Genomic DNA, 23,494 nt, shown 5'->3' on the forward strand with positions numbered 1-23,494 from the left:
CAATGAATGCCCGAGTGTAGAGGGCTTAAGCGAATGTTCGCTACCTCGTTCATCCATCCCCGACAAACGAACAGGACCGGTCCGACAACCCAACCCAGCGCCCGGTGAAGGACAATCTGTAAATCTTTCCCGCCCAACTGTAATCAGCCGTGAACAATTTTTTACCAATATTTGCTAGAACCCCACGGCACCCGGATAATGCGCGCCATTCGGCTATTGCTCCCTGTCCCGGTATTCGGGGCCAAAAGTCGCACATGGAAGCCCGCAGGGGCGGGATACCTTCTCAGTGATCACTTTCAACATCGCCCAATGGCGCGCTTGGGCCCCTGGCCTGGAAAGCGCGGATGAATGGCGTGCCTGGTGCCAGGCACCGGTGTCTCTGCCTGCCAGCGAAGCCTGCCCCGACGTCTCGTTCCTGCCAGCCATGCAACGTCGCCGCCTGAGCCGCCTGGCGCGCATGGCGTTCAGCGTAGGCTGGCCGCTGGCCGAGGGCCTGCAGGACTTGCCACTGGTGTTTGTTTCCCGGCATGGCGAGACGCCGCGCACCCTCGATATTCTCAGCGACCTGGCCAACGACCAGCCACTGTCGCCAACCCAGTTCAGCCTGTCGGTGCATAACGCGGTGATTGGCCTGTGGTCGATCCTGCGCAATGAAACCAGCGAAATGACCGCCCTCGCGGCCGCGGGCGATGGCCTGGAACACGGCATGCTCGAGGCCGCCGCGCTGCTCAACGAAGGCGCGCCGGCCGTTTTGCTGGTGATTACCGAAGAACAGCCGCCCGAGGCCTACGCCAGCTGGATCGTTGACGTACCCTTTCCTTACGCCCTCGGCCTGTTGCTGACACCGGGCGACGAGTGGCAGTTGGAACTCAGCACCAGCACTGTCCAACTCACTCAAACCCAGTGGCCCCACGCCCTGAACCTGCTGCGCACCCTGCTCAACGAACAGGTCGCCTGCCAACATGCCTGGAAGAACCGCGTATGGAACTGGCAACGCAAACCCTGAACGATAAACCGCGGGACGCCTACTATTGGCGCCTGTTCGCCACCGCCGCCAGCTTCGCGCTGTTTGGCTTCGGTGGGCTGTGCCTGCGGTTGCTGGTGTTTCCCCTGCTCAGTTGCCTGCCGGGCAGCGCGGCAAGCCACCGACGCCGCGCCCGCCACACCATCAGCTGGCTGTTCTGGTTCTTTATTCGCTTGATGCAACGCGCCGGCGTGCTCACCTATAGCGTCGACGGCGCGGAAAAACTTGGGCGCCCGGGCCAGATGATCATCGCCAACCACCCGTCGCTGATCGATGTGGTGTTTCTGATCGGCCTGGTGCGCCAGGCCAATTGCGTGGTCAAGCAGAGCCTGTGGCAGAACCCCTTTACCCGCGGGCCGGTGCGCGACGCGGGCTACATCAGCAACGACGGCAGCGCTGAAATGCTCGATGCCGCCGCCGATGCCCTGCGCGCAGGCCAGACCCTGATCATTTTCCCCGAGGGCACCCGCACCACACCCGGCGCGGCGCCTGCCTTTCATCGCGGCGGCGCCGCCATTGCGCTGCGGGGTGCGACAATCATCACCCCCGTGGTGATCAAGGTCAGCCCCACGACGCTGACCAAGGCCGAACCCTGGTATCGCATCCCAAAATGCCGCGTGCACTTCAGTTTGCGGGTGGGTGCCGATATAGAACCACAGGCGTTCGCATCACTGGGCCCCGCGCCCCAAGCCTCACGCAAGCTCAACGATTACCTGCACCACTATTTTTTTAAGGAGCTCGCCGAAGATGAGCGACAGACACCGCCTTGAGCACGACATAAAGATGCTGATCATCGAGGCACTGGGCCTGGAAGACATCAGCGTCGACGACATCGGTAGCGAGCAAACCCTGTTCGGCGAAGGCCTCGGCCTGGATTCGGTAGACGCCCTGGAATTGGGCCTGGCGATCCAGAAAAAGTACGGCATCAAGATCGATGCCGACGCCAAGGACACCCGTAATCACTTCACCAACGTGGCCAGCCTTGCGGCGTACGTCACGGACAGACAGGCAGCTTGAGACCGGACCATGCAGACTCGTGACGATATCTTCAACACCTTGCGCGATGCCTTGGTGGAACTGTTTGAACTGCCGCCGGAACGCGTCACCCTGGACGCCAACCTGTACCAGGACCTGGAAATCGACAGCATCGACGCCGTCGACTTGATCGACCATATCAAGCGCCAGACCGGCAAGAAGATCGCCGCCGAAGAATTCAAGGCGGTGCGGACTGTGAACGACGTGGTTGAGGCGGTGTACCGTCTGGTCCAGCCGGCCGCATGAGCCGGCTGATCGGCCTTGGCCTGTTGCTGGCGGGGCTGCTGTACCCATTTGCGGTGTATTACGGCACCGAGCACTTTGCACCGTGGCAATTCGGCCTGCTGCTCGGCAGCCTGTGGCTGTTGCGTGGGCTGACCGGTGCCCGACGCCCCGGCAGCCGCTGGATGGCGTTGGCGATCATCGTGTTTTGTTTAGCGTTGGCCTGGTTCGATAACCCGCAACTGTTGCGCTGGTACCCGAGCCTGGTCAGCGCGTTCATGTTGTCGCTGTTCGGTTTGAGCCTGAAATACGGCCCACCGATGGTCGAGCGCCTGGCGCGCATGACCGATCCGGTGTTGCCGCCCCACGCCATTGTGTATACCCGCCAGGTTACCGTGGTGTGGAGCGTGTTTTTTCTGTGTAATGGCCTGCTCGCCGCCGCCCTCACCCTGTGGGCGCCGCTGAGCTGGTGGACGTTGTACAACGGCTTGATCGCCTACGGGCTGATGGGGCTGTTGTTTGCCGTGGAATGGCTGGTACGACAAAGGGTTCGAGGCCGCGTATGAATGGGTTGAAACTTGAGCACTTGCTGCTTGAGCCGCTGCAACAGCGTTTGGTCACCACCGAACCTGAGATGAATCATGCACAGCTGTGGGAGCAGTCCCTGAGCCTGGCGGCGGGCCTGCAAGCGCGGGGTACCCAGCGCCTGGCCGTGTACCTGGAAGATGCCGGCCTGCTGGCAATTGCCCTGCTGGGCGCCTGGCGGGCCGGGGTCAGCGTGCTGCTGCCCGCCGACCTGCAACCTCAGACCCGCCAACGCTGGGACAAGGCCGTTGATGCCTGGCTGACCGACGCGGCTGACCTGGACGCGCTGTTTCAAACACCGCTGAACCCAGCCGCCCTCGATCTGGACACCTGCCAACTGAGCCTGTGCACCTCCGGCTCCAGCGGCGAACCCAAGCGCATCGACAAGACGCTGCGCCAGCTGGCTAACGAAGTTGAGGCGCTGGAAACCCTATGGGGCCCGGACCTTAAAGACGCCTGCATCATCGGCAGCGTGGCCACTCAACATATCTACGGTTTGCTGTTCCGCGTGCTCTGGCCGCTGTGCGCCGGGCGCACCTTTGTGCGCAAGCAGTTGGCTTTCCCTGAAGACATGCAGCGCGCCAGCCGCGAGCACGGACAATTTGCCTGGGTCGCCAGCCCGGCGCTGCTCAAGCGCATGGGCGATAACCTCGACTGGCCGGCACTGAGCCAGGTGTCGCGGGTGTTTTCCTCCGGCGGCGCGCTGCCCGTGGACGCTGCCGGCAGCCTTTACGACCGCTTGCAGCAGTGGCCCACGGAAATCCTCGGCAGCTCGGAAACCGGCGGCATCGCCTGGCGCCAGGGTGCGCAGCCTTGGCAGCCGTTTGCCGACGTGCAACTGAGCCAGGATGCAGACGGCGCGCTGCGCATCGCCTCGAAGTACCTGCCTGACGGGCATATCGAACAGACCGCCGACGCCGCGCGCATTCACGCCGATGGCCGTTTCGAACTGCTGGGCCGCTTGGATCGCATCGTCAAACTGGAAGAAAAACGTATTTCCCTGCCCATGCTGGAACACGCACTGATGGCCCATCCGTGGGTCGCCGAAACCCGCCTGGGCGTGGTGCAGGAAAACCGCGCCTCCCTCGGCGCCCTGGTGGTGCTGAGCGACGAGGGCCTGCATGCCCTGCGCAATCAGGGGCGGCGTACGCTCACCCAAACCCTGCGCCAACACTTGAGCCAACATTGCGAAGCGCTGGCTCTGCCGCGTCGCTGGCGTTTGCTGAGGCAGTTACCGCTGAACAGCCAAGGCAAACTGCCCCAGGCCGACGTCGAGGCGCTGCTGTTGGCGCCGCGCCCAAAGGCGCCAGAAGTACTGGAGACAGTCGAAGCCAACGGCGAATGGACCGCACAACTGAGCGTCCCGCCGGACCTGGCCTATTTCAGCGGGCACTTCCCGGTCACGCCGGTGTTGCCGGGCGTGGTGCAGGTGGAATGGGCGTTCAACCTGGGCCAGCAACTGCTCGATTTGCCGCCGACCTTTGCCGGAATGGAAGTGCTCAAGTTCCAGCAACTGGTACGCCCCGGCGACGCAATCGAGCTGCACCTGCGCTTCGACCGGGAGCGCGGCAAGTTGTACTTCGCCTACCGCAACGGCGTCGCCGCCTGCTCCAGCGGCCGAATAATGCTGGAGATGCCAAGTGAGTAGGCTTCTGTGGCGAGGGAGCAAAGTCATGCATAACCCCTGCGCCCTGATCCCGGTCTACAACCACGAAGCCGCCGTACCCGCCGTGGTCCACAGCCTGTTGAACAGCGGCCTGCCTTGCCTGCTGGTCGACGACGGCAGCAGCGCGGCCTGCGCGGCCGTGCTGGCGCAGCTTGCCACCCTGGATAACGTCACCCTGCTCACCCTGCCCCACAACCAGGGCAAAGGCGGCGCGGTGATGGCCGGCTTTCGCGAAGCCGCACGCCTGGGCTTCAGCCACGCGCTGCAAGTGGACGCCGACGGGCAGCACGACCTGCGCGAAGTCGAGACGTTTATCGACACCTCGCGCAGGCACCCCGATGCGATTATCTGCGGCTACCCCGAATACGACGACAGCGTGCCCAAGGGCCGTTTGTACGCGCGCTACCTGACCCACGTGTGGGTGTGGATCAACACCTTGTCGCTGCAGATTCGCGACTCGATGTGCGGCTTTCGCGTGTACCCACTGGCGCCGGTGCTGACGCTGATGGACTCGGCCTACATCGGCACACGCATGGACTTCGACTCCGACATCCTGGTGCGCCTGGCCTGGCGCAACCAGCCAATGCGCTGGCTGCCCACCCAGGTGCACTACCCCGCCGACGGCTTGTCGCACTTTCGTTTGTTCCGCGACAACGTCCGTATCTCGGCCATGCACACCCGGCTGTTCTTCGGCATGCTGATCCGTGCACCGATGATCCTGTGGCGACGGTGGCAGGCATGAGCGACAGCAATAAACACTGGGCTGACCGTGAGGAACGCGGCAGCTATTGGCTGATGAAGCTCACGGCCTTCGCCGCCAAAGTACTCGGCCGTCGGGTGTTGAGCCCGCTGCTGTACGGGATCGTCCTGTACTTCTTCCTGTTCGGCCGCACGGCGCGCCAGAGTGCCTGGCAATACCAGCAACGCCTGGCCGACTGGAGCGGGCGTGATGACCTGCGCCCCACCCACAGGAAAGTCTTCGGTCAGTTCATGGCGTTTGCGGACTCAATGCTCGATAAGCTCGACGTGTGGAACGGCAAATTGCGCCTGGAGCAGATCGACATCAACGACCCGGCGCAATTGCGCGGGCAACTGCGCGGTGAACGTGGGCAGATGCTGGTGGGCGCGCACCTGGGCAACCTCGAAGTGTGCCGCGCCCTCGCGGAGATCGGTGAAAAAGTCACCATGAACGTGCTGGTGCACACCAAGCACGCCGAACAATTCAACCGCCTGCTGGGCGAAGCCGGCGCGAGCCACTTGCGCCTGATCCAGGTCAGCGAGCTGGACCCGGCCACCATGCTGCTGCTCAGCCAGCGCCTGGACGACGGCGAGTGGCTGGCGATTGCCGGCGACCGCGTGCCGCTGCACGGTGGGCGCACGGTGCGCGTGGATTTCCTCGGCCATGACGCCGCCTTCCCCCAAGGCCCCTGGCTGCTGGCCGGCCTGCTCAAGTGCCCGGTGAACCTGCTGATGTGCCTCAAGCACAACAACCGCTATCGCCTGAGCATTGAACCTTTCACCGAACGGGTCGAATGGAAACGCAACACCCGCGAGCAGGTCATAGCCCTGTGGACTGCACGCTACGCTGCACGCCTGGGCCAGTTTTGCCTGGAAGCGCCCCAACAATGGTTCAACTTTTACCCTTTCTGGAAGACTGATGACGACGCATCTTGAGCCAGTAACCTTTGGCGAACGCGCTTTGCGCATCGAGGACGTGCTGGCCCTGGCCAATCGTCAGGCGCCCACCCAATTGCAAGACGATGCCGCGTATCGCCAGCGCATTGCCAAGGGCGCGCAGTTCCTCGACTCGCTGCTGGACAAGGAAGGCGTGATCTACGGCGTGACCACCGGCTACGGCGATTCCTGCGTGGTAGCGGTGCCGTTGCAGCACGTCGAGGCGCTGCCGCGTCACCTGTACACCTTTCACGGTTGTGGCCTGGGCAAGTTGCTCGACGCCCAAGCGACCCGCGCCGTGCTGGCCGCGCGTTTGCAGTCGCTGTGCCACGGCGTGTCCGGTGTGCGCGTGGAACTGCTCGAGCGCCTGCATGCCTTCCTTGAACACGACGTGCTGCCGCTGATCCCGGAAGAGGGCTCGGTGGGCGCCAGCGGTGACCTGACACCGCTGTCCTACGTGGCCGCGACCCTGTCCGGCGAGCGCGAAGTGATGTTCCGTGGCGAACGCCGCCAGGCTGCCGACGTGCACCGTGAGCTGGGCTGGGAACCGCTGGTACTGCGGCCCAAGGAAGCGCTGGCGCTGATGAACGGCACCGCTGTGATGACCGGCCTGGCTTGCCTGGCCTTCGCCCGCGCCGACTACCTGCTGCAACTGGCCACGCGCATCACGGCGCTGAACGTGGTGGCGCTGCAAGGCAACCCGGAACACTTCGACGAGCGCCTGTTCGCCGCCAAGCCGCATCCAGGCCAGATGCAAGTCGCCGCCTGGCTGCGCAAAGACCTGGCGATTGATGCGCCTACCGCCCCCCTGCATCGCCTGCAAGACCGTTATTCGCTGCGCTGCGCGCCCCACGTGCTTGGCGTGCTGGCCGACAGCCTGAACTGGCTGCGTTCGTTTATCGAGATCGAGCTGAACAGCGCCAACGACAACCCGATCATCGACGCTGAAGAAGAACGCGTGTTGCACGGCGGGCACTTCTACGGCGGACATATCGCCTTCGCCATGGACAGCCTCAAGACCCTGGTGGCCAACGTTGCCGACCTGCTCGACCGCCAACTCGCGCTGCTGGTGGACGTGCGTTACAACCACGGCCTGCCGAGCAACCTGTCAGGCGCCCCGGCTGACCGCGCGATGATCAACCATGGCTTCAAGGCCGTGCAGATCGGCACCAGCGCCTGGACCGCCGAAGCGCTGAAAAACACCATGCCGGCCAGCGTGTTCTCGCGCTCCACCGAGTGCCATAACCAAGACAAGGTGAGCATGGGCACCATCGCCGCACGCGATGCGATCCGCGTGCTGGAGCTGACCGAACAGGTCGCCGCCGCTACCTTGCTCGCCGCCAACCAAGGCGTTTGGCTGCGTGCCCAGGCTGAGGATGCGCGCGCGCTGCCACCGGCATTGGCGGCGATGCACGAAGCACTCGCCAAAGACTTCCCGCCGGTCATCGAAGACCGTGCCCTGGAAGGTGAACTGCGCCTGTGCCTGCAACGCATCGCCGAGCAACACTGGAGGCTGCATGCGTAGCCCCGGTGTGCTGCATTGCGACACTGAAATCCTCGTGCCGTTTTTTGACGTCGACACCATGAATGTCGTGTGGCACGGGCATTACGTGAAGTACCTGGAAGTGGCGCGCTGCGCGCTGCTGGACCAGATCGGCCATAACTACACGGCGATGCTCGAGTCCGGCTACGCCTGGCCGGTGATCGACATGCAACTGCGTTACGTGCGCGGTGCTGTGTTCGGCCAGACCATTAACGTGCGTGCCAGCCTGGTGGAGTGGGAGAACCGCTTGAAGGTCAATTACCTGATCACCGACCTCGCCAGCGGCGAGCGTTTGACCCGTGCCAGTACTGTGCAAGTGGCGGTGGAAGTTACCAGCCGTGAGATGCAATTGGCCTCGCCCAAAATATTCACCGACGCCGTAGAAAGGGCCCTGAAATGCTGACCCCGTTCTTTGTAGGAGCGAGCTTGCTCGCGAAGATCGTCAACGATAACGCGGGTTTCCTGATACCACGCGGCGCTCTCGGGTTTTTCGCGAGCAAGCTCGCTCCTACAGTGTTTGTGTTGTTTGGTTTTTCGGGGGCGGCACACGCCTTCGACCTGCAACAACTCAGCGACCAGCTTGCAAAACCCTCAGTGATCCACGGCAGCTTCACCCAGGAAAAACACCTGCGTGCGCTGCCCCAACCGCTGGTCAGCAAAGGCACCTTCGTCCTCGCCAAGGACCACGGCCTGCTGTGGCTGCTGAAAACCCCGCTGCAACAGGACTACCGCATCAGCGCCCAAGGCATTGACCGCCGCGACGCCAATGGCTGGCAACTGCTGCCAAACAAGAGTGCCGGCGCCGAGCAGAACCGCTTGTTCCTCGCTGTGCTCCAGGGCGACAGCAGCGGCTTGCAGCGTGACTTTGAGCTGCAACTGCAAGGTGAAGCCAAGCAATGGAAGCTCACGCTGATCCCGCGTTCACTGCTGCTCAAACAGGTATTCACCCAGATCAATATCGACGGTAGTGAGCTGGTACACACCATCGAACTGCTGGAAACCCAAGGCGACAGCACCGTGCTGCGCATGCAGGACAGCACTGCCAACCAGCCGTTGAGCGACGCGGAGCAACACGACTTTGCCCAGTGAGCGCCTGCTGCCGCGCCTTTTCCTGATCCTGCTGGTGGCGGTGCTTGCGCTGGCCGGCTGGCAGTGGCGCCACGGCGCGCCGTTGTCCGCCAACCTGATGGAGCTGGTGCCGGGCAACACGCCGGACGCCCTGGAGCAACAAGCCGAACAGCGCATGCAGGAACCGCTTAACCGCCAAATACTCGTGCTGGTGGGCCATGCCGACCGCCAACAAGCGGTCGCCGTGGCGCAACAATTGGGCGAGCGCTGGCAGGCCAGCGGGTTGTTTGAAAAGGTGCAGTGGAACCTGCAAGCCGACTTGCCGGCGCTACGCGAGCAATTGCTGCGCGGTCGCCTGGCGATGCTCTCGGCCAAGGACCGCGAGCAACTGATCAACCAGCCCGACGCGTTTATCCAGCAACGCGTGCAAGCCCTGTTCGACCCCTTTACCGGGTTCAGCCTGGTGCCGAGCCAGGATGACTGGCTGGGGCTGACCGGGCGTATCCAAAACAGCCAGCCGCAACAAGGCGCCGTGCAATTGGATATCGGCAGCGGCGCGTTGGTCGCCGACGCCGACGGCAAGCGTTGGGTGCTGCTGCGTGCGAGCACCACCGGCAACGCCTTTGACATGAACCTGCCGCTGCAAGTGGCGGACTTGCTCCAGGCCAGCCGCGAGCAGGCCAGTCAGCAAGGCGCGCAACTGCTCGCCGCCAGTGGCTTGCTGTATGCGGCCAATGGTCAGCAGCAAGCCACGCGGGAAATCACCTGGGTCGGCGGCGGCGCTACCGTCGGCATCCTTTTACTGCTGTTGCTGGCGTTCCGACGCTGGCGCGTGTTGCTAGCTTTTGTACCGGTGCTGGTGGGCATGTTGTTTGGTGCGGTGGCCTGTGTGGCGCTGTTCGGGCACATGCATGTGATGACCTTGGTGCTCGGCTCCAGCCTGATCGGCGTGGCGGTGGATTACCCGCTGCACTACCTGTCGAAAAGCTGGAGCATGCGCCCATGGCGCAGCTGGCCGGCGTTGCGCCTGACCTTGCCCGGCCTGAGCCTGAGCCTGGCGACCAGTTGCATCGGTTACCTGGCGCTGGCGTGGACGCCGTTCCCGGCGTTGACACAGATCGCGGTGTTCTCCGCCGCCGGCCTGGTGGGCGCTTATTTGTCCGCCGTATGCCTGTTGCCGGCACTGCTCAAGGGCGTCGAGCTGCGCCCGGCGCAATGGCCGCTGCGGATAGCCGAAGGCCTGTGGCGGCTGCGCGCCTCGCTGCTCAAGCGTGTGCCGAGCCCGGTCTTGCTGGCACTGCTGGTGCTGTTTTGCGCCGGTGGCTTGTGGCAGTTGAACAGCAAAAACGATATCCGCCAGTGGATCGGCGCGCCGCCGCAATTGCTGGAAGAAGCACAGGCCGTCGCGCGGATTACCGGGTTCCAACCCACCAGCCAGTTTTTCCTGGTGCGGGCGCAGGATCAGCAGCAGTTGCTGGAGCGCCAGCGCGCACTGGCGCAGCGCCTGGATCAATTGGTGAACATGGATAAGCTCAAGGGCTATCTGGCGCTCAATCAACTGGTCAGCCTGCCCGCCGAGCAGCAACAAGTGCGCGACGCATTGAATAAACTGCCGCAGCACTGGCAGCCATTGCTGGACCTTGGCGTACCGGCCAGCGCCCTGCAAGCCGAGGTGACGCAACTGCAAGCGTTGCCTACGCAGGATATCGACGCCGCACTGGCAGGCCCATTGGCCGAGCCTTGGCGCACCCTGTGGCTGGGCCCGGTGGACGGCGGCGTGGCGGCAATGGTTAGCCTGCAAGGTTTGAACAACCCGGCGCTGCTGCGGGTGCAAGCAGTGGATTTACCCGGCGTGCAACTGGTGGACCGCCTGGGCGACTTGAACCGGGTGTTCGCCGACACGCAAATCAGCGCCGCCGAATTGAAATTGATGTCCTGCGTGCTGATCGTGCTCTTGCTGATCCTGCCGTTCGGTTTTGGCGGTGCCTTGCGCATTGTCGCCCTGCCGCTGCTGGCGGCGCTGTGCAGCCTGGCCAGCCTCGGTTGGCTGGGCCAGCCGCTGACGCTGTTCAGCCTGTTCGGCTTGCTGCTGGTCACGGCGATCAGCGTCGACTACGCGATCCTGATGCGCGAGCAGATCGGCGGGCCGGCGGTCAGCCTGCTAGGCACACTGCTGGCGGCGCTGACGACCTGGTTGTCGTTTGGCCTGCTGGCCGTGTCCAGTACACCGGCAGTGAGTAATTTCGGCTTATCGGTCAGCCTGGGCCTGGCATTCAGCTTTATGCTGGCACCCTGGGCCGGGCAACAGAAGCACGCCTTATGAATGTGATTAATGCCAATGTGGCAAGGAGCCCTCGTGCCCACAGTTGAAATGGAACGTCGCCAGGTGGTGGTGATCGGTGCCGGTCCGTCCGGGGCCATCGCCGCCGCGCTGTTAAAGCGCAAAGGGCATGATGTATTGATCATCGAGCGCCAGCATTTTCCACGCTTCTCGATTGGCGAAAGCCTGCTGTCCCACTGCATCGACTTTATCGAAGAAGCCGGCATGCTCGACGCCGTACAGGCGGCGGGTTTCCAGGTGAAAACAGGTGCCGCATTCGCCTGGGGCGAGCGCTACAGCGCGTTTGATTTCAGCGATACGTTCAGCAACGGCAAGCCCACCACCTTTCAGGTGCAGCGCGGCGAGTTCGACAAGTTGCTGGCGGATCAGGCAGCCGTGCAGGGCGTAGAGATCCGCTACGGCGAAACCATCGTCGGTGTGGATTTCAGCGGCGAGTGCCGCTACCTGCACGTACGTCGCGAAAACGGCAGCGAGTACCACCTCAAGGCCAAGTTCGTGCTCGACGCCAGCGGCTATGGCCGTGTGTTGCCGCGCCTGCTGGACCTGGACGTACCGTCGACTTTTCCGGTGCGCCAGGCCGTATTCACGCATGTTGCAGACCACATCGAACACCCAGGCTTCGACCGCACCAAGATCCTCGTGACCACCCACCCGACCCAGCGCGATATCTGGTTCTGGACCATCCCGTTCAGCAACGGCCGCTGCTCGGTGGGCGTGGTTGCGGCCAAGGAGCATTTCGACGGCCGCGACGGCGACCTCGATGCCTGTCTGCGCGGCTTTATCGATGAAACCCCAAGCCTGTCCGGCGTGCTGCAAAACGCTGTGTGGGATACGCCGGCGCGCACCATCGGCGGCTATTCGGCCAACGTCAAAACCCTGCACGGCCCGGGCTTTGCGCTGCTGGGCAACGCGGCGGAGTTCCTCGACCCGGTGTTCTCCTCGGGGGTGACCATCGCCATGCGTTCGGCGAGCATGGCCGCCGGTGTGCTGCACCGTCAGCTCAAAGGCGAAACCGTCGACTGGCAAACCGAGTTCGCCGCCCCGTTGAAACGGGGTGTCGACACGTTTCGCTGCTACGTCGAAGGCTGGTACGCCGGGACCTTCCAGGATGTGATTTTCCATCCGAGCAGCTCGCCGGAGATTCGTCGGATGATCAGTGCGATCCTCGCCGGCTACGCGTGGGATGAGCGCAACCCGTTTGTGAGTGAGCCCAAACGGCGGCTGCGGATGTTGTCGGAGATTTGTGCGAGTGAACCGGTATGAGCAGCCAGTATTTAAGTAAGCACTACGTCGAAGAAACCAAATTCGGCCTCTGGTTCCTGCGCAGTCACACCTGGCAGCATCGCGTGTTACGCGTGGCGATCAACGACTTGCGCAGCCTGTTCACGGAGCCATTGCCTGAGGCGCCGGTATTGCTGGATGCCGGTTGCGGGCAGGGCAAATCCTTCACGCTGTTGCAGCAGGTATTTGCGCCTTCACGGTTGATCGGCCTGGACGCTGACCCCCACAGCCTGGAGTTGAGCCAGGTTGAGGCCACGCGCCAAGGCTTGAGCGTCGAACTGATCGGCAGCGACTGCGCCACCCTCGACGTGCCGGACGCCAGCGTCGACATCCTGTTCTGCCACCAGACCTTCCACCATCTGGTTGAACAGCACCGCGCCCTCAAAGAGTTCTACCGTGTACTCAAGCCCGGCGGCTATCTGCTGTTTGCCGAGTCCACCGAAGCCTATATCGATACCTGGGTCATCCGTTGGCTGTTTCGCCACCCCATGCACGTGCAGAAAAGCGCCGAAGCGTACCTGCAGATGCTCCGCGAGCAGGGCTTCGAGTTTGGCCCGCAGAACGTCTCGTACCCGTATTTGTGGTGGAGCCGCTCCAGCGACTTCGGCCTGCTCGAGCGCTGGGGCCTGCGCAAGGCGCCGCCAGTGGGCCAGCGCGAAGAAACCCTGGTCAACTGCGTGGCCCGCAAACCCCTGGCGAGTACTGCCCCATGATGCGCATGCTCTTGATCGGCTGTCTGTTGCTGCTGAGCGCCTGCGCCAGCCAGCCACCGCTGCCCGAGAAAACGCCGGCCCTGGCCCTGCCGCTGCAACTGCATGTGCAGCGCCTGGCCGACGGCCAGAGCCAGGACTGGCTGCTGGTGATCCAGCACGAAGGCGCGGCGATTCGGTGGTCGATGATGGACCCGCTGGGCATCCCACAGGCCCGCCAAAAGCTGATCAATGGCGAGTGGCAGGCCGATGGTTTGCTGCCGCCAAATCCGCAGGCCAGGGAGCTGTTTGCCGCATTGCTGTTTGCGCTGACATCGGCAAATGACGTGCGCGCACTCTACCCCAGCGCGCAGGCGATGGACCTGACGCGCACCCTGCCGGGGCATTGGCAGATCGTGTATCAATCGTCCGAGGTCTTCAGCGTGAACATGACCGGGCAGCCCTTGAGCTACCGCATTACGCCGCTCGGGGCTGCCCGATGACCGCCTACCTCAACGCCCTGGGCATCATCTGCGCCCTCGGCCGTGGCCAGGCCGAAGTCAGCCGCAGCCTGTTTGCCGGTGACTGCTCGGGCATGCGCGCCGAAAGCGGCTGGGTGCCGGAGCGCGTGCTGCCGGTGGCCGGTGTGCGCGGCGAACTCGCAACCATCCCGGTAGAACTGGGCCAGCAGAGCAGCCGCAATAACCAGTTGCTGCTGGAAGCAGCGTTGCAGATCGAAGACGAGCTCCGCCAGGCGATCAATACCCACGGCGCATCACGGGTTGGTATTGTGCTCGGCACCAGCACCTCGGGCATCGACGAAGCCAGTCGCGGGATTGCCCTTTACCTTCGGGAAAACCAGTTCCCCGGCGACTACGACTACCAGCAACAGGAACTCAGTGCCCCGGCAAACTTCCTCGCCGACTGGCTGCAACTGAGTGGCCCGGCCTACGTGATCTCCACCGCCTGCACCTCCAGCGCCCGCGCGCTGATGAGTGCCCAGCGCCTGCTGGACCTGGGCGTGTGCGATGCGGTGATCTGCGGCGGCGTCGACAGTTTGTGCAAGTTGACCCTCAATGGCTTTACCGCGCTGGATGCCGTGTCGAACCAGCGCTGCAACCCGTTTTCGGCGAACCGCAACGGCATCAATATCGGCGAAGCAGCGGTGTTGTTCCTGATGAGCAAGAAACCGGCGCCGATCGCCCTGTTAGGCAGCGGCGCGAGTTGCGATGCGCACCATATTTCCGCGCCCGAGCCCTCCGGCAAAGGTGCGTTGCAGTCGATGCGCAAGGCGCTCGCCAGCGCAAAGTTGCAGCCCGAACAGATCGGTTATCTGAACCTGCACGGCACCGCCACCCAGCATAACGACGCCATGGAAAGCCTGGCAGTCGCCGGCCTGTTCCCGGAAGGCGTGGCCTGCTCGTCGACCAAACCCATGAGCGGGCATACCCTGGGCGCAGCCGGCGCCCTGGAAGCGGCATTCTGCTGGTTGAGCCTGGTCCATAAACGGGTGCCACCGCATGTATGGGACGGCCAGGCCGACCCGGCACTGCCCGCCCTGCAGTGGGCGCAGGCCGCGCAAGCCCTGGAAAAACGCTGCCTGATGAGCAATTCATTTGCCTTCGGCGGCAACAATGTCAGCCTGATTATCGGAGAGGCCCCATGATTGATTGGCCACTCGCCGAACTGCTGCCTCATGCCGGCGACATGATCCTGATCGACCAGGTGCTGTCGTTCGATGAAGAGCAGATTCGTACCCGTGCCACTATCAAGCCCGGCGGCCTGTTCAACCGCCCGGACGGCAGCCTCCCGGCCTGGGTCGGCATCGAGTTGATGGCACAAAGCGTCGCCGCCTATGCCGGTTGCCGCGCCCGCCAGAAAGGCGAAGCGGTGGAACTGGGCTTCCTGCTCGGCACACGTAAGTTCGAGTGTAACGTGGAGCACTTCCCGGCAGACGCCGAGCTGACGATCCACGGCCTGCGCTCCCTGGAAGACGACAACGGCATGGGTGTGTTCGAATGCCACCTTACCGGCAGCGGTATCCAGGCCAGCGCCCGCTTGAATGTATTTCGACCGCCCCAGGCGGCCACCTATTTAGATGAATCGAAGGACGTATCGCCATGACTGAATCCGTACTGGTCACCGGCTCCAGCCGTGGCATCGGCCGCGCCATCGCGCTGCGCCTGGCACAGGCCGGGCATGACATCGTGCTGCATTGCCGCAGTGGCCGTAGCGACGCCGAGGCGGTACAGGCCGAGGTTGAAGCCCTGGGCCGCCAGGCGCGGGTGCTGCAATTCGATGTGGCGGATCGCGCGACGTGCAAGGAAATCCTTGAAGCCGACGTAGAGCAACACGGCGCCTATTACGGCGTGGTGCTCAACGCAGGTCTGACCCGTGACGGTGCGTTTCCGGCGCTGTCGGAAGACGATTGGGACGTGGTGATGCGCACCAACCTCGACGGTTTCTACAACGTCCTGCACCCGGTGATGATGCCGATGATTCGTCGTCGCGCCGCCGGGCGCATTGTGTGCATCACCTCGGTTTCCGGATTGATCGGCAACCGTGGCCAGGTTAATTACAGTGCCTCCAAAGCCGGGTTGATCGGCGCGGCAAAGGCCCTGGCCATCGAGCTGGGCAAGCGCAAGATCACCGTCAACTGCGTCGCACCCGGCTTGATCGACACCGCGATGCTGGATGAAAACGTACCGGTGGAAGAGCTGATGAAGATGATCCCGGCGCAGCGCATGGGCACGCCTGAAGAGGTGGCCGGCGCAGTGAACTTCCTGATGTCGGCCGAAGCCGGCTATATCACGCGCCAGGTCCTGGCGGTGAATGGAGGCCTGTGCTGATGAAACGCGTCGTCGTCACCGGCATGGCCGGCATGACCTCCCTGGGCGGGGATTGGGCGACCATTTCCGCCAACTTCCGCGCCAACCGCAGCGGCATCCGGCGCATGGACGAGTGGGACCGCTTTACTGAATTGAACACGCGCCTGGCCGGACCGATCGACGATTTTGTCGTGCCCGCGCACTGGACGCGCAAGCAACTGCGCAGCATGGGCCGGGTGTCGCGCCTGGCGGTGTGGGCGGCGGAACAGGCGTTGCAAGACGCCGGTTTACTCGGCGACGAGTCGATCAAGGACGGGCGCATGGGTGTGGCGTGTGGCTCGTCCACCGGCAGCACCGACGAGATCAAGGCGTTCGGCAATATGCTGTTGAACTCGGTCGCCGAGGGGCTGAATGCCAACTCCTACGTGCGCATGATGCCGCACACCACGGCGGCGAATATCAGCATCTTCTTTGGCCTCACCGGGCGGCTGATCCCTACGTCGAGCGCCTGCACCAGCGGCAGCCAGGGCATCGGCTATGCCTATGAAGCGATCAAGTTCGGCCGCCTGCCATTGATGCTCGCCGGCGGCGCCGAGGAACTGTGCCCCACCGAAGCCATGGTGTTCGACGCGCTCTACGCCACCAGCCTGAAAAACGACGCGCCGCAAACCAGCCCACGCCCCTATGACAGCGGCCGCGATGGCCTGGTGATCGGCGAAGGTGGCGGCATGCTGGTGCTCGAAGAACTGGAACACGCCTTGGCGCGGGGTGCGCATATCCACGCCGAGATTGTCGGCTTTGGCAGTAACGCCGACGGCCAGCACACCACCCGTCCGGAGCAGAAAACCATGCGCCGCGCGATGGAACTGGCTCTTGAAGATGCCGGGCTTGAGCCTTCCGCTATCGGCTACGTGAACGGCCATGGTACTGCCACCGACCAGGGCGACATTGCCGAGACGCAGGCCACCAGCAGCCTGTTCGGCGCCCGCATGCCCATCAGTTCGCAGAAGAGCTTTCTCGGTCACACCTTGGGTGCGTGCGGCGCACTGGAGTCGTGGTTTAGCATCGAGATGATGAACCGCAACCAATACGTGCACACCTTCAACCTGGATTCAGTCGACCCGCAATGCGGCGAGCTGGATTACCTGCAAGGTGAATTCCGCGAGATGCACAACGATTACGTGATGAACAACAACTTTGCCTTTGGCGGCGTCAACACCTCGCTGATCTTCCGCCGCTGGTCCTGACTTTTTAATCGATTGGAGAATACGGAATGTCTTCCTTGCTACGCGCGACCCTGATCACCCTGGCCTTGCTGACCACCGCTGGCTGCACCAGCAAACCGGTGCTCAACACCCAGCACGACCTGCCGGCCACTGCCCAGGTCAGCGAAGAGAAAATGAAAACGGTGATCGTCAACGCCCTGCAAAAGCGCGAATGGACGGTACAACGCCTGAGCCCACAACTGGTGCAGGCCGAGATCACCGTGCGCAACCAGTACTACGCCGCCATCGACATCCGCTACACCCGCAACAGCTACGCCATCACCTACCGCGACAGCCGCGAACTGGGCTACAAGGATGGCAAGATCCATCGCAACTACAACCGCTGGGTGAGCATGCTGGACCGCGACATCATGGCGGCGTTGCGCAACACTGGCGTGAATGAGTCTGGGACTGCGGCGCAGTTGTTTGAGCAGACGGGCACTTCGAAATAAAACTGGAGCTCGCTGCGCTCCAGAAACGACAAAGGGCGCCTTTCGGCGCCCTCTTCACAAACAGGTTGGCTTGTCATCGCCGCTTCCTGCCCGGCTCTGCGATGGCTGGTTGCCCAGGATCCTCAGAGTCTCACAAGCCCCTTTCGGGAACTTGTGCAGTATGCCTGAAAACAGTTTCCCAGCAACCCGTGGCAGAGTGCCGCTCATCCCTCAGCGCAACCCCAGCGCACTGCGCACCGCCGCTTTTATCGCTAGAAACTGATCAGAGGTGAGTTCAGCGATTTTGTAAGTTCGTTTGCCATGACGGTCTTTGCTTTTGATTCGGTCGAGCCTGCCCAGGCTGACGGTCGCCACAATGTCACATTTTGCCCAGCAGATAGGGCTCGCTCCTTGAAGATGACTATCGAGTTGCAAATGGTGATCCAGAATCGTCTGCGGGGCAGTGGTACTCAAGGGTACAACCGTCACCAGCAACTTATTGGTTCGGTGCTTGCGTATCACAATGACCGGGCGGATCTTGATGATTTCCGGTACTTCGTAACCTCGGAAATCACAGATCAACACGCTGCCCTCCTTGGGCTGATAGAGAAGTGCCATCCATATCACTCGCTTGAGAAAAAGCGATTCTGCGTAACTTTCCGGCGAATAACTAAGCCGGTTGCGTTACCTGATATGTGACGGTGCCTACACTACCGCCTTGCGCGTCAACAACTCCACAAACGCCGCAGCCATCGGCGTCTGCGCGCCTTTTCGCTGCACCAGCCACACCGCCGTCACCGCCTCCTGATCCAGCAGCGTGCGATACACCACCCCGTCTATCCGTATGCGCTGATAAGAGGCCGGCAACACCGACACGCCCAGCCCCGCCGCAACCAGGCCAATGATGGTCATCGCCTCCCCCGCTTCCTGGGCAAAGTGCGGGCTAAACCCGGCGTCACGGCACAGGCTGAGCAACTGCGCGTAGAGCCCACTGCCGTAGCTGCGCGGGAAAAACACGAATGGCTCTTCCGCCAGCTGCGCCAGGTGCAGGCCACGCTCACTGCCTGCTACCAACGGGTGGCCAGCGTTCATTACGGCCACCAATGGCTCGCGCATCAGCTCGACCACACTCAGTGAATCCGGCAACGGTAATGGCCGCATCAGTCCGACCTGAATCGACTCATCCACCAGCGAGTCAGCCACTTCGGTGCTGCTCATCTCCTGCAGACTCAGGTGCACCGCCGGGAATGCCTGGCGAAACGCAAAGATCGCTTGGGGAATGCTGGAGTTAAACGGTGCCGATGACGTGAAGCCGATCTTCAATTCGCCCAGCTCACCCAACTGCGCCCGGCGCGCCACGTCCGCCGCTTTGTCGACCTGAGCCAGCACCAATCGCGCCTCATTCAGGAACAACCGCCCCGCCTCGCTCAGCTCGACCCGACGATTGGTACGCTCAAACAAGCGTGCCCCTACTTCCTGTTCCAGCGCCTGTATCTGCTGGCTCAGCGGCGGCTGCGAGATGCCCAGCACCTGCGCAGCCCGGCCAAAGTGCAGTTCTTCGGCCACGGCAATGAAGTACCGCAAGTGACGCAATTCCATACAAGCCTCATTAGGTCGCAAAAGCTATCAAACAGGTCGAACAATATATTGGAAAGAATCATTAGCCAGCTATATTCTTTTTTGCATGGCCGGTCCTGGCACGTTCTTCCTCCACGAGGTCCCCGTGAATTCTGCTGTCGCTCCACTCGCTCAAGAGGTCCCGCCCACTGCCCTGGATGAGGTGGTGGCCCAGCTCAATGACGCGTACATCGAAAAGGGCACGCCGATGTTCATGCGCACGGTACTGGCGCTGTTCTCCGGTGGTTTCGCCACCTTTGCCCTGCTGTATTGCGTGCAACCGATGATGCCGGCGCTGTCCCACGAGTTTTCCATCAATGCAGCGCAAAGCAGCCTGATCCTGTCCGTGTCCACCGCGATGCTCGCGCTGGGCCTGCTGATTACCGGGCCGATTTCCGACACCCTGGGACGTAAACCGGTGATGGTCGCCGCGTTGTTCTGCGCAGCGCTCGCGACGATTGCCAGTGGTTTGATGCCGTCCTGGGAAGGGATTTTATTCATGCGTGCACTGGTGGGCCTGTCGCTGAGCGGCCTGGCCGCCGTGGCCATGACCTACCTGAGCGAAGAGATCCACCCGCAGCACATCGGCCTGGCCATGGGCCTGTACATTGGTGGCAACGCGATTGGCGGCATGAGCGGGCGCCTGATCATCGGCGTGTTGATCGACTTCGTCAGTTGGCACACCGCAATGCTGATCATTGGCGCCCTGGCGCTGATCGCCGCCACGGTGTTCTGGAAAATCCTCCCCGAATCGCGCAACTTCCGCGCCAGCAGCCTCAAGCCGCGCAGCCTGGTGGACGGTTTTGTCATGCACTTCAAGGACGCGGGCCTGCCGTGGCTGTTCCTTGAAGCGTTCCTGCTGATGGGTGCGTTCGTGACGATGTTCAACTACATCGGCTACCGCCTGCTGGCCGATCCCTACGACCTCAGCCAAGCCGTGGTCGGCCTGCTGTCGCTGGTATACCTCTCGGGGATCTACAGCTCGGCGAAGATCGGTTCCCTGGCCGACCGCCTCGGGCGCCGTCGCGTGCTCTGGGCGACTATCGTGCTGATGCTCGCGGGCATGACGCTGACCTTGCTCACACCGCTATGGCTGATCGTGCCGGGCATGCTGATCTTCACCTTCGGCTTCTTCGGCGCCCACTCAGTGGCCAGCAGCTGGATCGGCCGACGCGCGGTGAAGGCCAAGGGGCAGGCGTCGTCGCTGTACCTGTTCTGCTACTACGTGGGGTCGAGTATTGCCGGGACGGCAGGCGGGTTCTTCTGGCATTTTGCCGGGTGGAATGGGATTGGAGCGTTCATCATCGCGCTGCTGATCGGCGCGTTGCTGGTGGCGTTGAAGTTGGCGAAGTTGCCGCCGTTGGGGAATGTGCGGGCCTGACGCGATCTTGCTTTTAATGTGGGAGGGGGCTTGCCCCCGATTGCAGTGTGTCAGCCAATGAATCTGGTGACTGAAACACCGCTATCGGGAGCAAGCCCCCTCCCACATTGGTTTTGCGTTTATTCGTGATACTGCGCCGACAGCTCGTGCACCGCACGCAGGAACGCACCGGCATGTTCCGGGTTCACTTCCGGGGTGATGCCATGGCCCAGGTTGAACACGTGCCCGGTGCCCTTGCCGTAGCTGGCCAGGATTCGGCCGACTTCGGTGCGGATCGCTTCCGGCTTGGCGTACAGCACGGTCGGGTCCATGTTGCCTTGCAGCGCGACTTGGTTGCCGACACGACGGCGTGCTTCGCCAATGTCGCAGGTCCAGTCCAGGCCCAGGGCATCGGCACCTGCGTCGGCGATGCTTTCCAGCCACAGGCCGCCGCCCTTGGTGAACAGAATGACCGGAACCTTGCGGCCTTCGTGTTCGCGGATCAGGCCGCTGACGATTTTGCGCATGTAGGCTAGGGAGAACTCCTGGTAGGCCGCCGCCGACAGGTTGCCGCCCCAGGTGTCGAAGATCTGCACCGCTTGCGCGCCGGCCATGATCTGGCCGTTAAGGTAGGAAGTGACCGACTGAGCGAGCTTGTCCAGCAGCAGGTGCATGGCGTGCGGGTTGTCGTAGAGCATGGCCTTGGTCTTGCGGAAGTCTTTCGACGAACCGCCTTCGACCATGTAGGTGGCCAGGGTCCATGGGCTGCCGGAGAAGCCGATCAGCGGCACGCGGCCGTTGAGTTCACGGCGGATGGTGCTGACGGCGTCCATCACGTAGCCCAGGTCCTTGTGCGGGTCCGGGATCGGCAGGGCTTCGATGTCGGCCAACGTGCTGACGACTTTCTTGAAACGCGGGCCTTCGCCGGTTTCGAAGTACAGGCCTTGCCCCATGGCGTCAGGGATGGTGAGGATGTCGGAGAAAAGGATGGCCGCATCCAGTTGCGGATAGCGGTCCAGCGGCTGCATCGTGACTTCGCAGGCGAACTCCGGGTTCATGCACAGGCTCATGAAGTCGCCGGCGTGGGCGCGACTGGCGCGGTATTCCGGCAGGTAGCGACCGGCCTGGCGCATCATCCACACGGGGGTGACGTCCACGGGTTGCTTGAGCAGGGCACGAAGGAAACGGTCGTTCTTGAGGGCAGTCATGTCGGCATCCGCAAAAAAAGTGCGGGCATTTTCTCAGAGCCGGACGCAAAAGGCACGGAGTGAGCCGTGCCTTTTGTCTATCGGGTCAATTTGTCGCAATCTCTTGAACACGCTGGAAACCAATGTGGGAGCTGGCTTGCCTGCGATTGCGGTGGATCAGTCGATACATCCTGTGACTGTTACACCGCTATCGCAGGCAAGCCAGCTCCCACATTTGAGCGTATTTCAGATCAGACCTGCAGGTAATCCAGGATCCCTTCGGCGGCGTTGCGGCCTTCGAAGATCGCGGTCACCACCAAGTCAGAACCGCGCACCATATCGCCACCGGCAAAAATCTTCGGGTTGCTGGTCTGGTGCTTGTACTGGCCTTGTTCCGGGGCTACAACGCGGCCCTGGCTGTCGGTCTGAATCTCGAACTGCTCGAACCACGGCGCCGGGCTTGGGCGGAAGCCGAAGGCGATGACCACGGCGTCAGCCGGGATGATCTCTTCGGAGCCCGGGATCGGCTCAGGGCTGCGACGGCCACGGGCGTCCGGTTCGCCGAGACGGGTCTCGACCACCTTCACGCCTTCAACGCGGTCTTCACCGACGATGGCAATCGGCTGGCGGTTATAGAGGAATTTCACGCCTTCTTCCTTGGCGTTCTTCACCTCTTTGCGCGAGCCGGGCATGTTGGCTTCGTCACGACGGTACGCACAGGTCACCGACTTGGCGCCCTGGCGGATCGACGTGCGGTTGCAGTCCATCGCGGTGTCACCACCGCCGAGTACCACGACCTTCTTGCCTTTCATGTCGACGAAATCTTCCGGCGACTTTTCAAAGCCCAGGTTGCGGTTGACGTTGGCGATCAGGAAGTCCAACGCGTCATACACGCCTGGCAGGTCCTCACCGGCGAAGCCGCCCTTCATGTAGGTGTAGGTGCCCATGCCCATGAATACGGCATCGTATTCTTCGAGCAGTTGCTCCATGGTCACGTCTTTGCCGATCTCGGTGTTCAGGCGGAACTCGATGCCCATGCCGGTGAACACTTCGCGACGGTTGCTCAGTACGGTTTTTTCCAGCTTGAACTCGGGGATGCCGAAGGTCAGCAGGCCGCCGATTTCCGGGTTCTTGTCGAACACCACCGGGGTCACGCCACCCCGTACCAGCACGTCGGCGCAGCCCAGGCCAGCAGGCCCGGCACCGATGATCGCGACGCGCTTGCCGGTCGGCTTGACCTTGGACATGTCCGGGCGCCAGCCCATGGCGAACGCGGTGTCGGTGATGTACTTCTCCACCGAACCGATAGTCACCGCGCCGAAGCCGTCGTTGAGGGTGCAGGCACCCTCGCACAGACGGTCTTGCGGGCACACCCGGCCGCACACTTCCGGCAGGGTGTTGGTCTGGTGCGACAGCTCGGCGGCGGCGAGGATGTTGCCCTCGGCCACCAATTTCAGCCAGTTGGGAATGAAGTTGTGCACCGGGCACTTCCATTCGCAATACGGGTTACCGCAACCCAGGCAGCGGTGGGCCTGGTCGGCCGAGTGCTGGGGTTTGAAGGGTTCGTAGATTTCCACGAACTCTTTCTTGCGTTGACGCAACAGTTTCTTCTTCGGATCTTTGCGCCCGACATCGATGAACTGGAAGTCGTTATTCAGACGTTCAGCCATGTTAAAAC

At 62.7% G+C, this 23,494-nt stretch carries 25 protein-coding genes; 21 read left to right on the plus strand and 4 right to left on the minus strand.

Annotated features, from left to right (window positions below; genetic code table 11):
• Window positions 1–286 precede the first annotated feature (286 nt).
• The 20 genes from JBO08_RS20085 to JBO08_RS20180 are packed head-to-tail and all read left to right on the plus strand — an operon-like array spanning window position 287 to window position 17,673.
• On the plus strand, window positions 287–1,006 hold the full coding sequence (locus JBO08_RS20085) for a beta-ketoacyl synthase chain length factor (protein WP_065879844.1): 720 nt from the start codon (window positions 287–289) through the stop codon (window positions 1,004–1,006).
• Window positions 982–1,794 carry a 1-acyl-sn-glycerol-3-phosphate acyltransferase gene (locus JBO08_RS20090; protein ID WP_065875703.1) on the plus strand — a complete coding sequence of 271 codons (813 nt, stop codon included), beginning with the start codon at window positions 982–984 and terminating at the stop codon, window positions 1,792–1,794. The genes JBO08_RS20085 and JBO08_RS20090 overlap by 25 nt, the downstream gene beginning before the upstream one ends.
• On the plus strand, window positions 1,772–2,041 hold the full coding sequence (locus tag JBO08_RS20095) for a phosphopantetheine-binding protein (protein WP_065875704.1): 270 nt from the start codon (window positions 1,772–1,774) through the stop codon (window positions 2,039–2,041). The genes JBO08_RS20090 and JBO08_RS20095 overlap by 23 nt, the downstream gene beginning before the upstream one ends.
• A gap of 9 nt (window positions 2,042–2,050) precedes the next feature.
• Complete coding sequence (locus JBO08_RS20100; RefSeq protein WP_003187949.1) at window positions 2,051–2,305, plus strand: acyl carrier protein; 255 nt, start codon at window positions 2,051–2,053, stop codon at window positions 2,303–2,305.
• The gene (locus JBO08_RS20105; RefSeq protein ID WP_065875705.1) at window positions 2,302–2,847 is read left to right on the plus strand and encodes a hypothetical protein; all 546 of its coding nucleotides are present in this window, start codon (window positions 2,302–2,304) and stop codon (window positions 2,845–2,847) included. The genes JBO08_RS20100 and JBO08_RS20105 overlap by 4 nt, the downstream gene beginning before the upstream one ends.
• Window positions 2,844–4,514, plus strand: a complete 1,671-nt coding sequence (locus JBO08_RS20110) for an acyl-CoA synthetase family protein (protein ID WP_065875706.1) — start codon at window positions 2,844–2,846, stop codon at window positions 4,512–4,514. Before JBO08_RS20105 ends, JBO08_RS20110 begins: the two co-directional genes overlap by 4 nt.
• Before the next feature lie 25 nt (window positions 4,515–4,539).
• Window positions 4,540–5,274: a glycosyltransferase family 2 protein gene (locus JBO08_RS20115; protein WP_065875707.1), complete on the plus strand. Its 735-nt coding sequence runs from the start codon at window positions 4,540–4,542 to the stop codon at window positions 5,272–5,274.
• Complete coding sequence (locus tag JBO08_RS20120) at window positions 5,271–6,206, plus strand: glycosyl transferase (protein WP_065875708.1); 936 nt, start codon at window positions 5,271–5,273, stop codon at window positions 6,204–6,206. Before JBO08_RS20115 ends, JBO08_RS20120 begins: the two co-directional genes overlap by 4 nt.
• Window positions 6,190–7,731 carry a histidine ammonia-lyase gene (hutH, locus tag JBO08_RS20125; RefSeq protein WP_175402999.1) on the plus strand — a complete coding sequence of 514 codons (1,542 nt, stop codon included), beginning with the start codon at window positions 6,190–6,192 and terminating at the stop codon, window positions 7,729–7,731. Before JBO08_RS20120 ends, hutH begins: the two co-directional genes overlap by 17 nt.
• The gene (locus JBO08_RS20130) at window positions 7,724–8,152 is read left to right on the plus strand and encodes a thioesterase family protein (protein ID WP_065875710.1); all 429 of its coding nucleotides are present in this window, start codon (window positions 7,724–7,726) and stop codon (window positions 8,150–8,152) included. The genes hutH and JBO08_RS20130 overlap by 8 nt, the downstream gene beginning before the upstream one ends.
• On the plus strand, window positions 8,146–8,838 hold the full coding sequence (locus tag JBO08_RS20135; protein ID WP_065945563.1) for an outer membrane lipoprotein carrier protein LolA: 693 nt from the start codon (window positions 8,146–8,148) through the stop codon (window positions 8,836–8,838). Before JBO08_RS20130 ends, JBO08_RS20135 begins: the two co-directional genes overlap by 7 nt.
• Window positions 8,828–11,140, plus strand: a complete 2,313-nt coding sequence (locus tag JBO08_RS20140) for an MMPL family transporter (RefSeq protein WP_065945564.1) — start codon at window positions 8,828–8,830, stop codon at window positions 11,138–11,140. Before JBO08_RS20135 ends, JBO08_RS20140 begins: the two co-directional genes overlap by 11 nt.
• Before the next feature lie 33 nt (window positions 11,141–11,173).
• Window positions 11,174–12,421 (plus strand): NAD(P)/FAD-dependent oxidoreductase, encoded by a 1,248-nt coding sequence (locus JBO08_RS20145; protein WP_225930673.1) that lies wholly within the window; start codon window positions 11,174–11,176, stop codon window positions 12,419–12,421.
• Complete coding sequence (locus JBO08_RS20150; RefSeq protein WP_065875714.1) at window positions 12,418–13,152, plus strand: class I SAM-dependent methyltransferase; 735 nt, start codon at window positions 12,418–12,420, stop codon at window positions 13,150–13,152. The genes JBO08_RS20145 and JBO08_RS20150 overlap by 4 nt, the downstream gene beginning before the upstream one ends.
• Entirely contained in the window at window positions 13,149–13,631 is a 483-nt protein-coding gene (locus JBO08_RS20155; protein WP_065875715.1) for a hypothetical protein, read from the plus strand. The genes JBO08_RS20150 and JBO08_RS20155 overlap by 4 nt, the downstream gene beginning before the upstream one ends.
• Entirely contained in the window at window positions 13,628–14,794 is a 1,167-nt protein-coding gene (locus JBO08_RS20160) for a beta-ketoacyl-[acyl-carrier-protein] synthase family protein (protein WP_065875716.1), read from the plus strand. Before JBO08_RS20155 ends, JBO08_RS20160 begins: the two co-directional genes overlap by 4 nt.
• Window positions 14,791–15,252 (plus strand): hotdog family protein, encoded by a 462-nt coding sequence (locus JBO08_RS20165; RefSeq protein WP_065875717.1) that lies wholly within the window; start codon window positions 14,791–14,793, stop codon window positions 15,250–15,252. The genes JBO08_RS20160 and JBO08_RS20165 overlap by 4 nt, the downstream gene beginning before the upstream one ends.
• Complete coding sequence (gene fabG / locus JBO08_RS20170; RefSeq protein ID WP_065875718.1) at window positions 15,249–15,977, plus strand: 3-oxoacyl-ACP reductase FabG; 729 nt, start codon at window positions 15,249–15,251, stop codon at window positions 15,975–15,977. Before JBO08_RS20165 ends, fabG begins: the two co-directional genes overlap by 4 nt.
• Window positions 15,977–17,203: a beta-ketoacyl-ACP synthase gene (locus tag JBO08_RS20175; protein ID WP_065875719.1), complete on the plus strand. Its 1,227-nt coding sequence runs from the start codon at window positions 15,977–15,979 to the stop codon at window positions 17,201–17,203. Before fabG ends, JBO08_RS20175 begins: the two co-directional genes overlap by 1 nt.
• A 26-nt stretch (window positions 17,204–17,229) precedes the next feature.
• Entirely contained in the window at window positions 17,230–17,673 is a 444-nt protein-coding gene (locus JBO08_RS20180; protein ID WP_065875720.1) for a hypothetical protein, read from the plus strand.
• 210 nt (window positions 17,674–17,883) lie between these two features.
• Here the strand turns inward: JBO08_RS20180 and JBO08_RS20185 are convergent, their stop codons facing one another.
• Together JBO08_RS20185 and JBO08_RS20190 are read right to left on the minus strand one after the other, a co-directional pair.
• Window positions 17,884–18,270: a type II toxin-antitoxin system PemK/MazF family toxin gene (locus JBO08_RS20185; protein ID WP_065889141.1), complete on the minus strand. Its 387-nt coding sequence runs from the start codon at window positions 18,268–18,270 to the stop codon at window positions 17,884–17,886.
• A gap of 87 nt (window positions 18,271–18,357) precedes the next feature.
• Window positions 18,358–19,251 (minus strand): LysR family transcriptional regulator, encoded by an 894-nt coding sequence (locus tag JBO08_RS20190; protein ID WP_065889142.1) that lies wholly within the window; start codon window positions 19,249–19,251, stop codon window positions 18,358–18,360.
• Between the two features lie 124 nt (window positions 19,252–19,375).
• On the opposite strand from JBO08_RS20190, the gene JBO08_RS20195 reads away from it, so the two are divergent.
• Window positions 19,376–20,650 (plus strand): MFS transporter, encoded by a 1,275-nt coding sequence (locus tag JBO08_RS20195; RefSeq protein WP_065875907.1) that lies wholly within the window; start codon window positions 19,376–19,378, stop codon window positions 20,648–20,650.
• A 119-nt stretch (window positions 20,651–20,769) separates the two neighbouring features.
• Here JBO08_RS20195 and hemE read toward each other — a convergent pair whose 3' ends face one another.
• Together hemE and JBO08_RS20205 are read right to left on the minus strand one after the other, a co-directional pair.
• Complete coding sequence (gene hemE / locus JBO08_RS20200) at window positions 20,770–21,837, minus strand: uroporphyrinogen decarboxylase (protein ID WP_065875723.1); 1,068 nt, start codon at window positions 21,835–21,837, stop codon at window positions 20,770–20,772.
• A 230-nt stretch (window positions 21,838–22,067) separates the two neighbouring features.
• A complete protein-coding gene (locus JBO08_RS20205) occupies window positions 22,068–23,486 on the minus strand; it encodes an FAD-dependent oxidoreductase (protein WP_053140574.1) in 1,419 nt (472 codons plus the stop codon).
• Between the last annotated feature and the right edge of the window lie 8 nt (window positions 23,487–23,494).

The organism is Pseudomonas sp. LAP_36 (assembly GCF_019456785.1).
GTDB classification, from domain to species: domain Bacteria; phylum Pseudomonadota; class Gammaproteobacteria; order Pseudomonadales; family Pseudomonadaceae; genus Aquipseudomonas; species Aquipseudomonas tritici.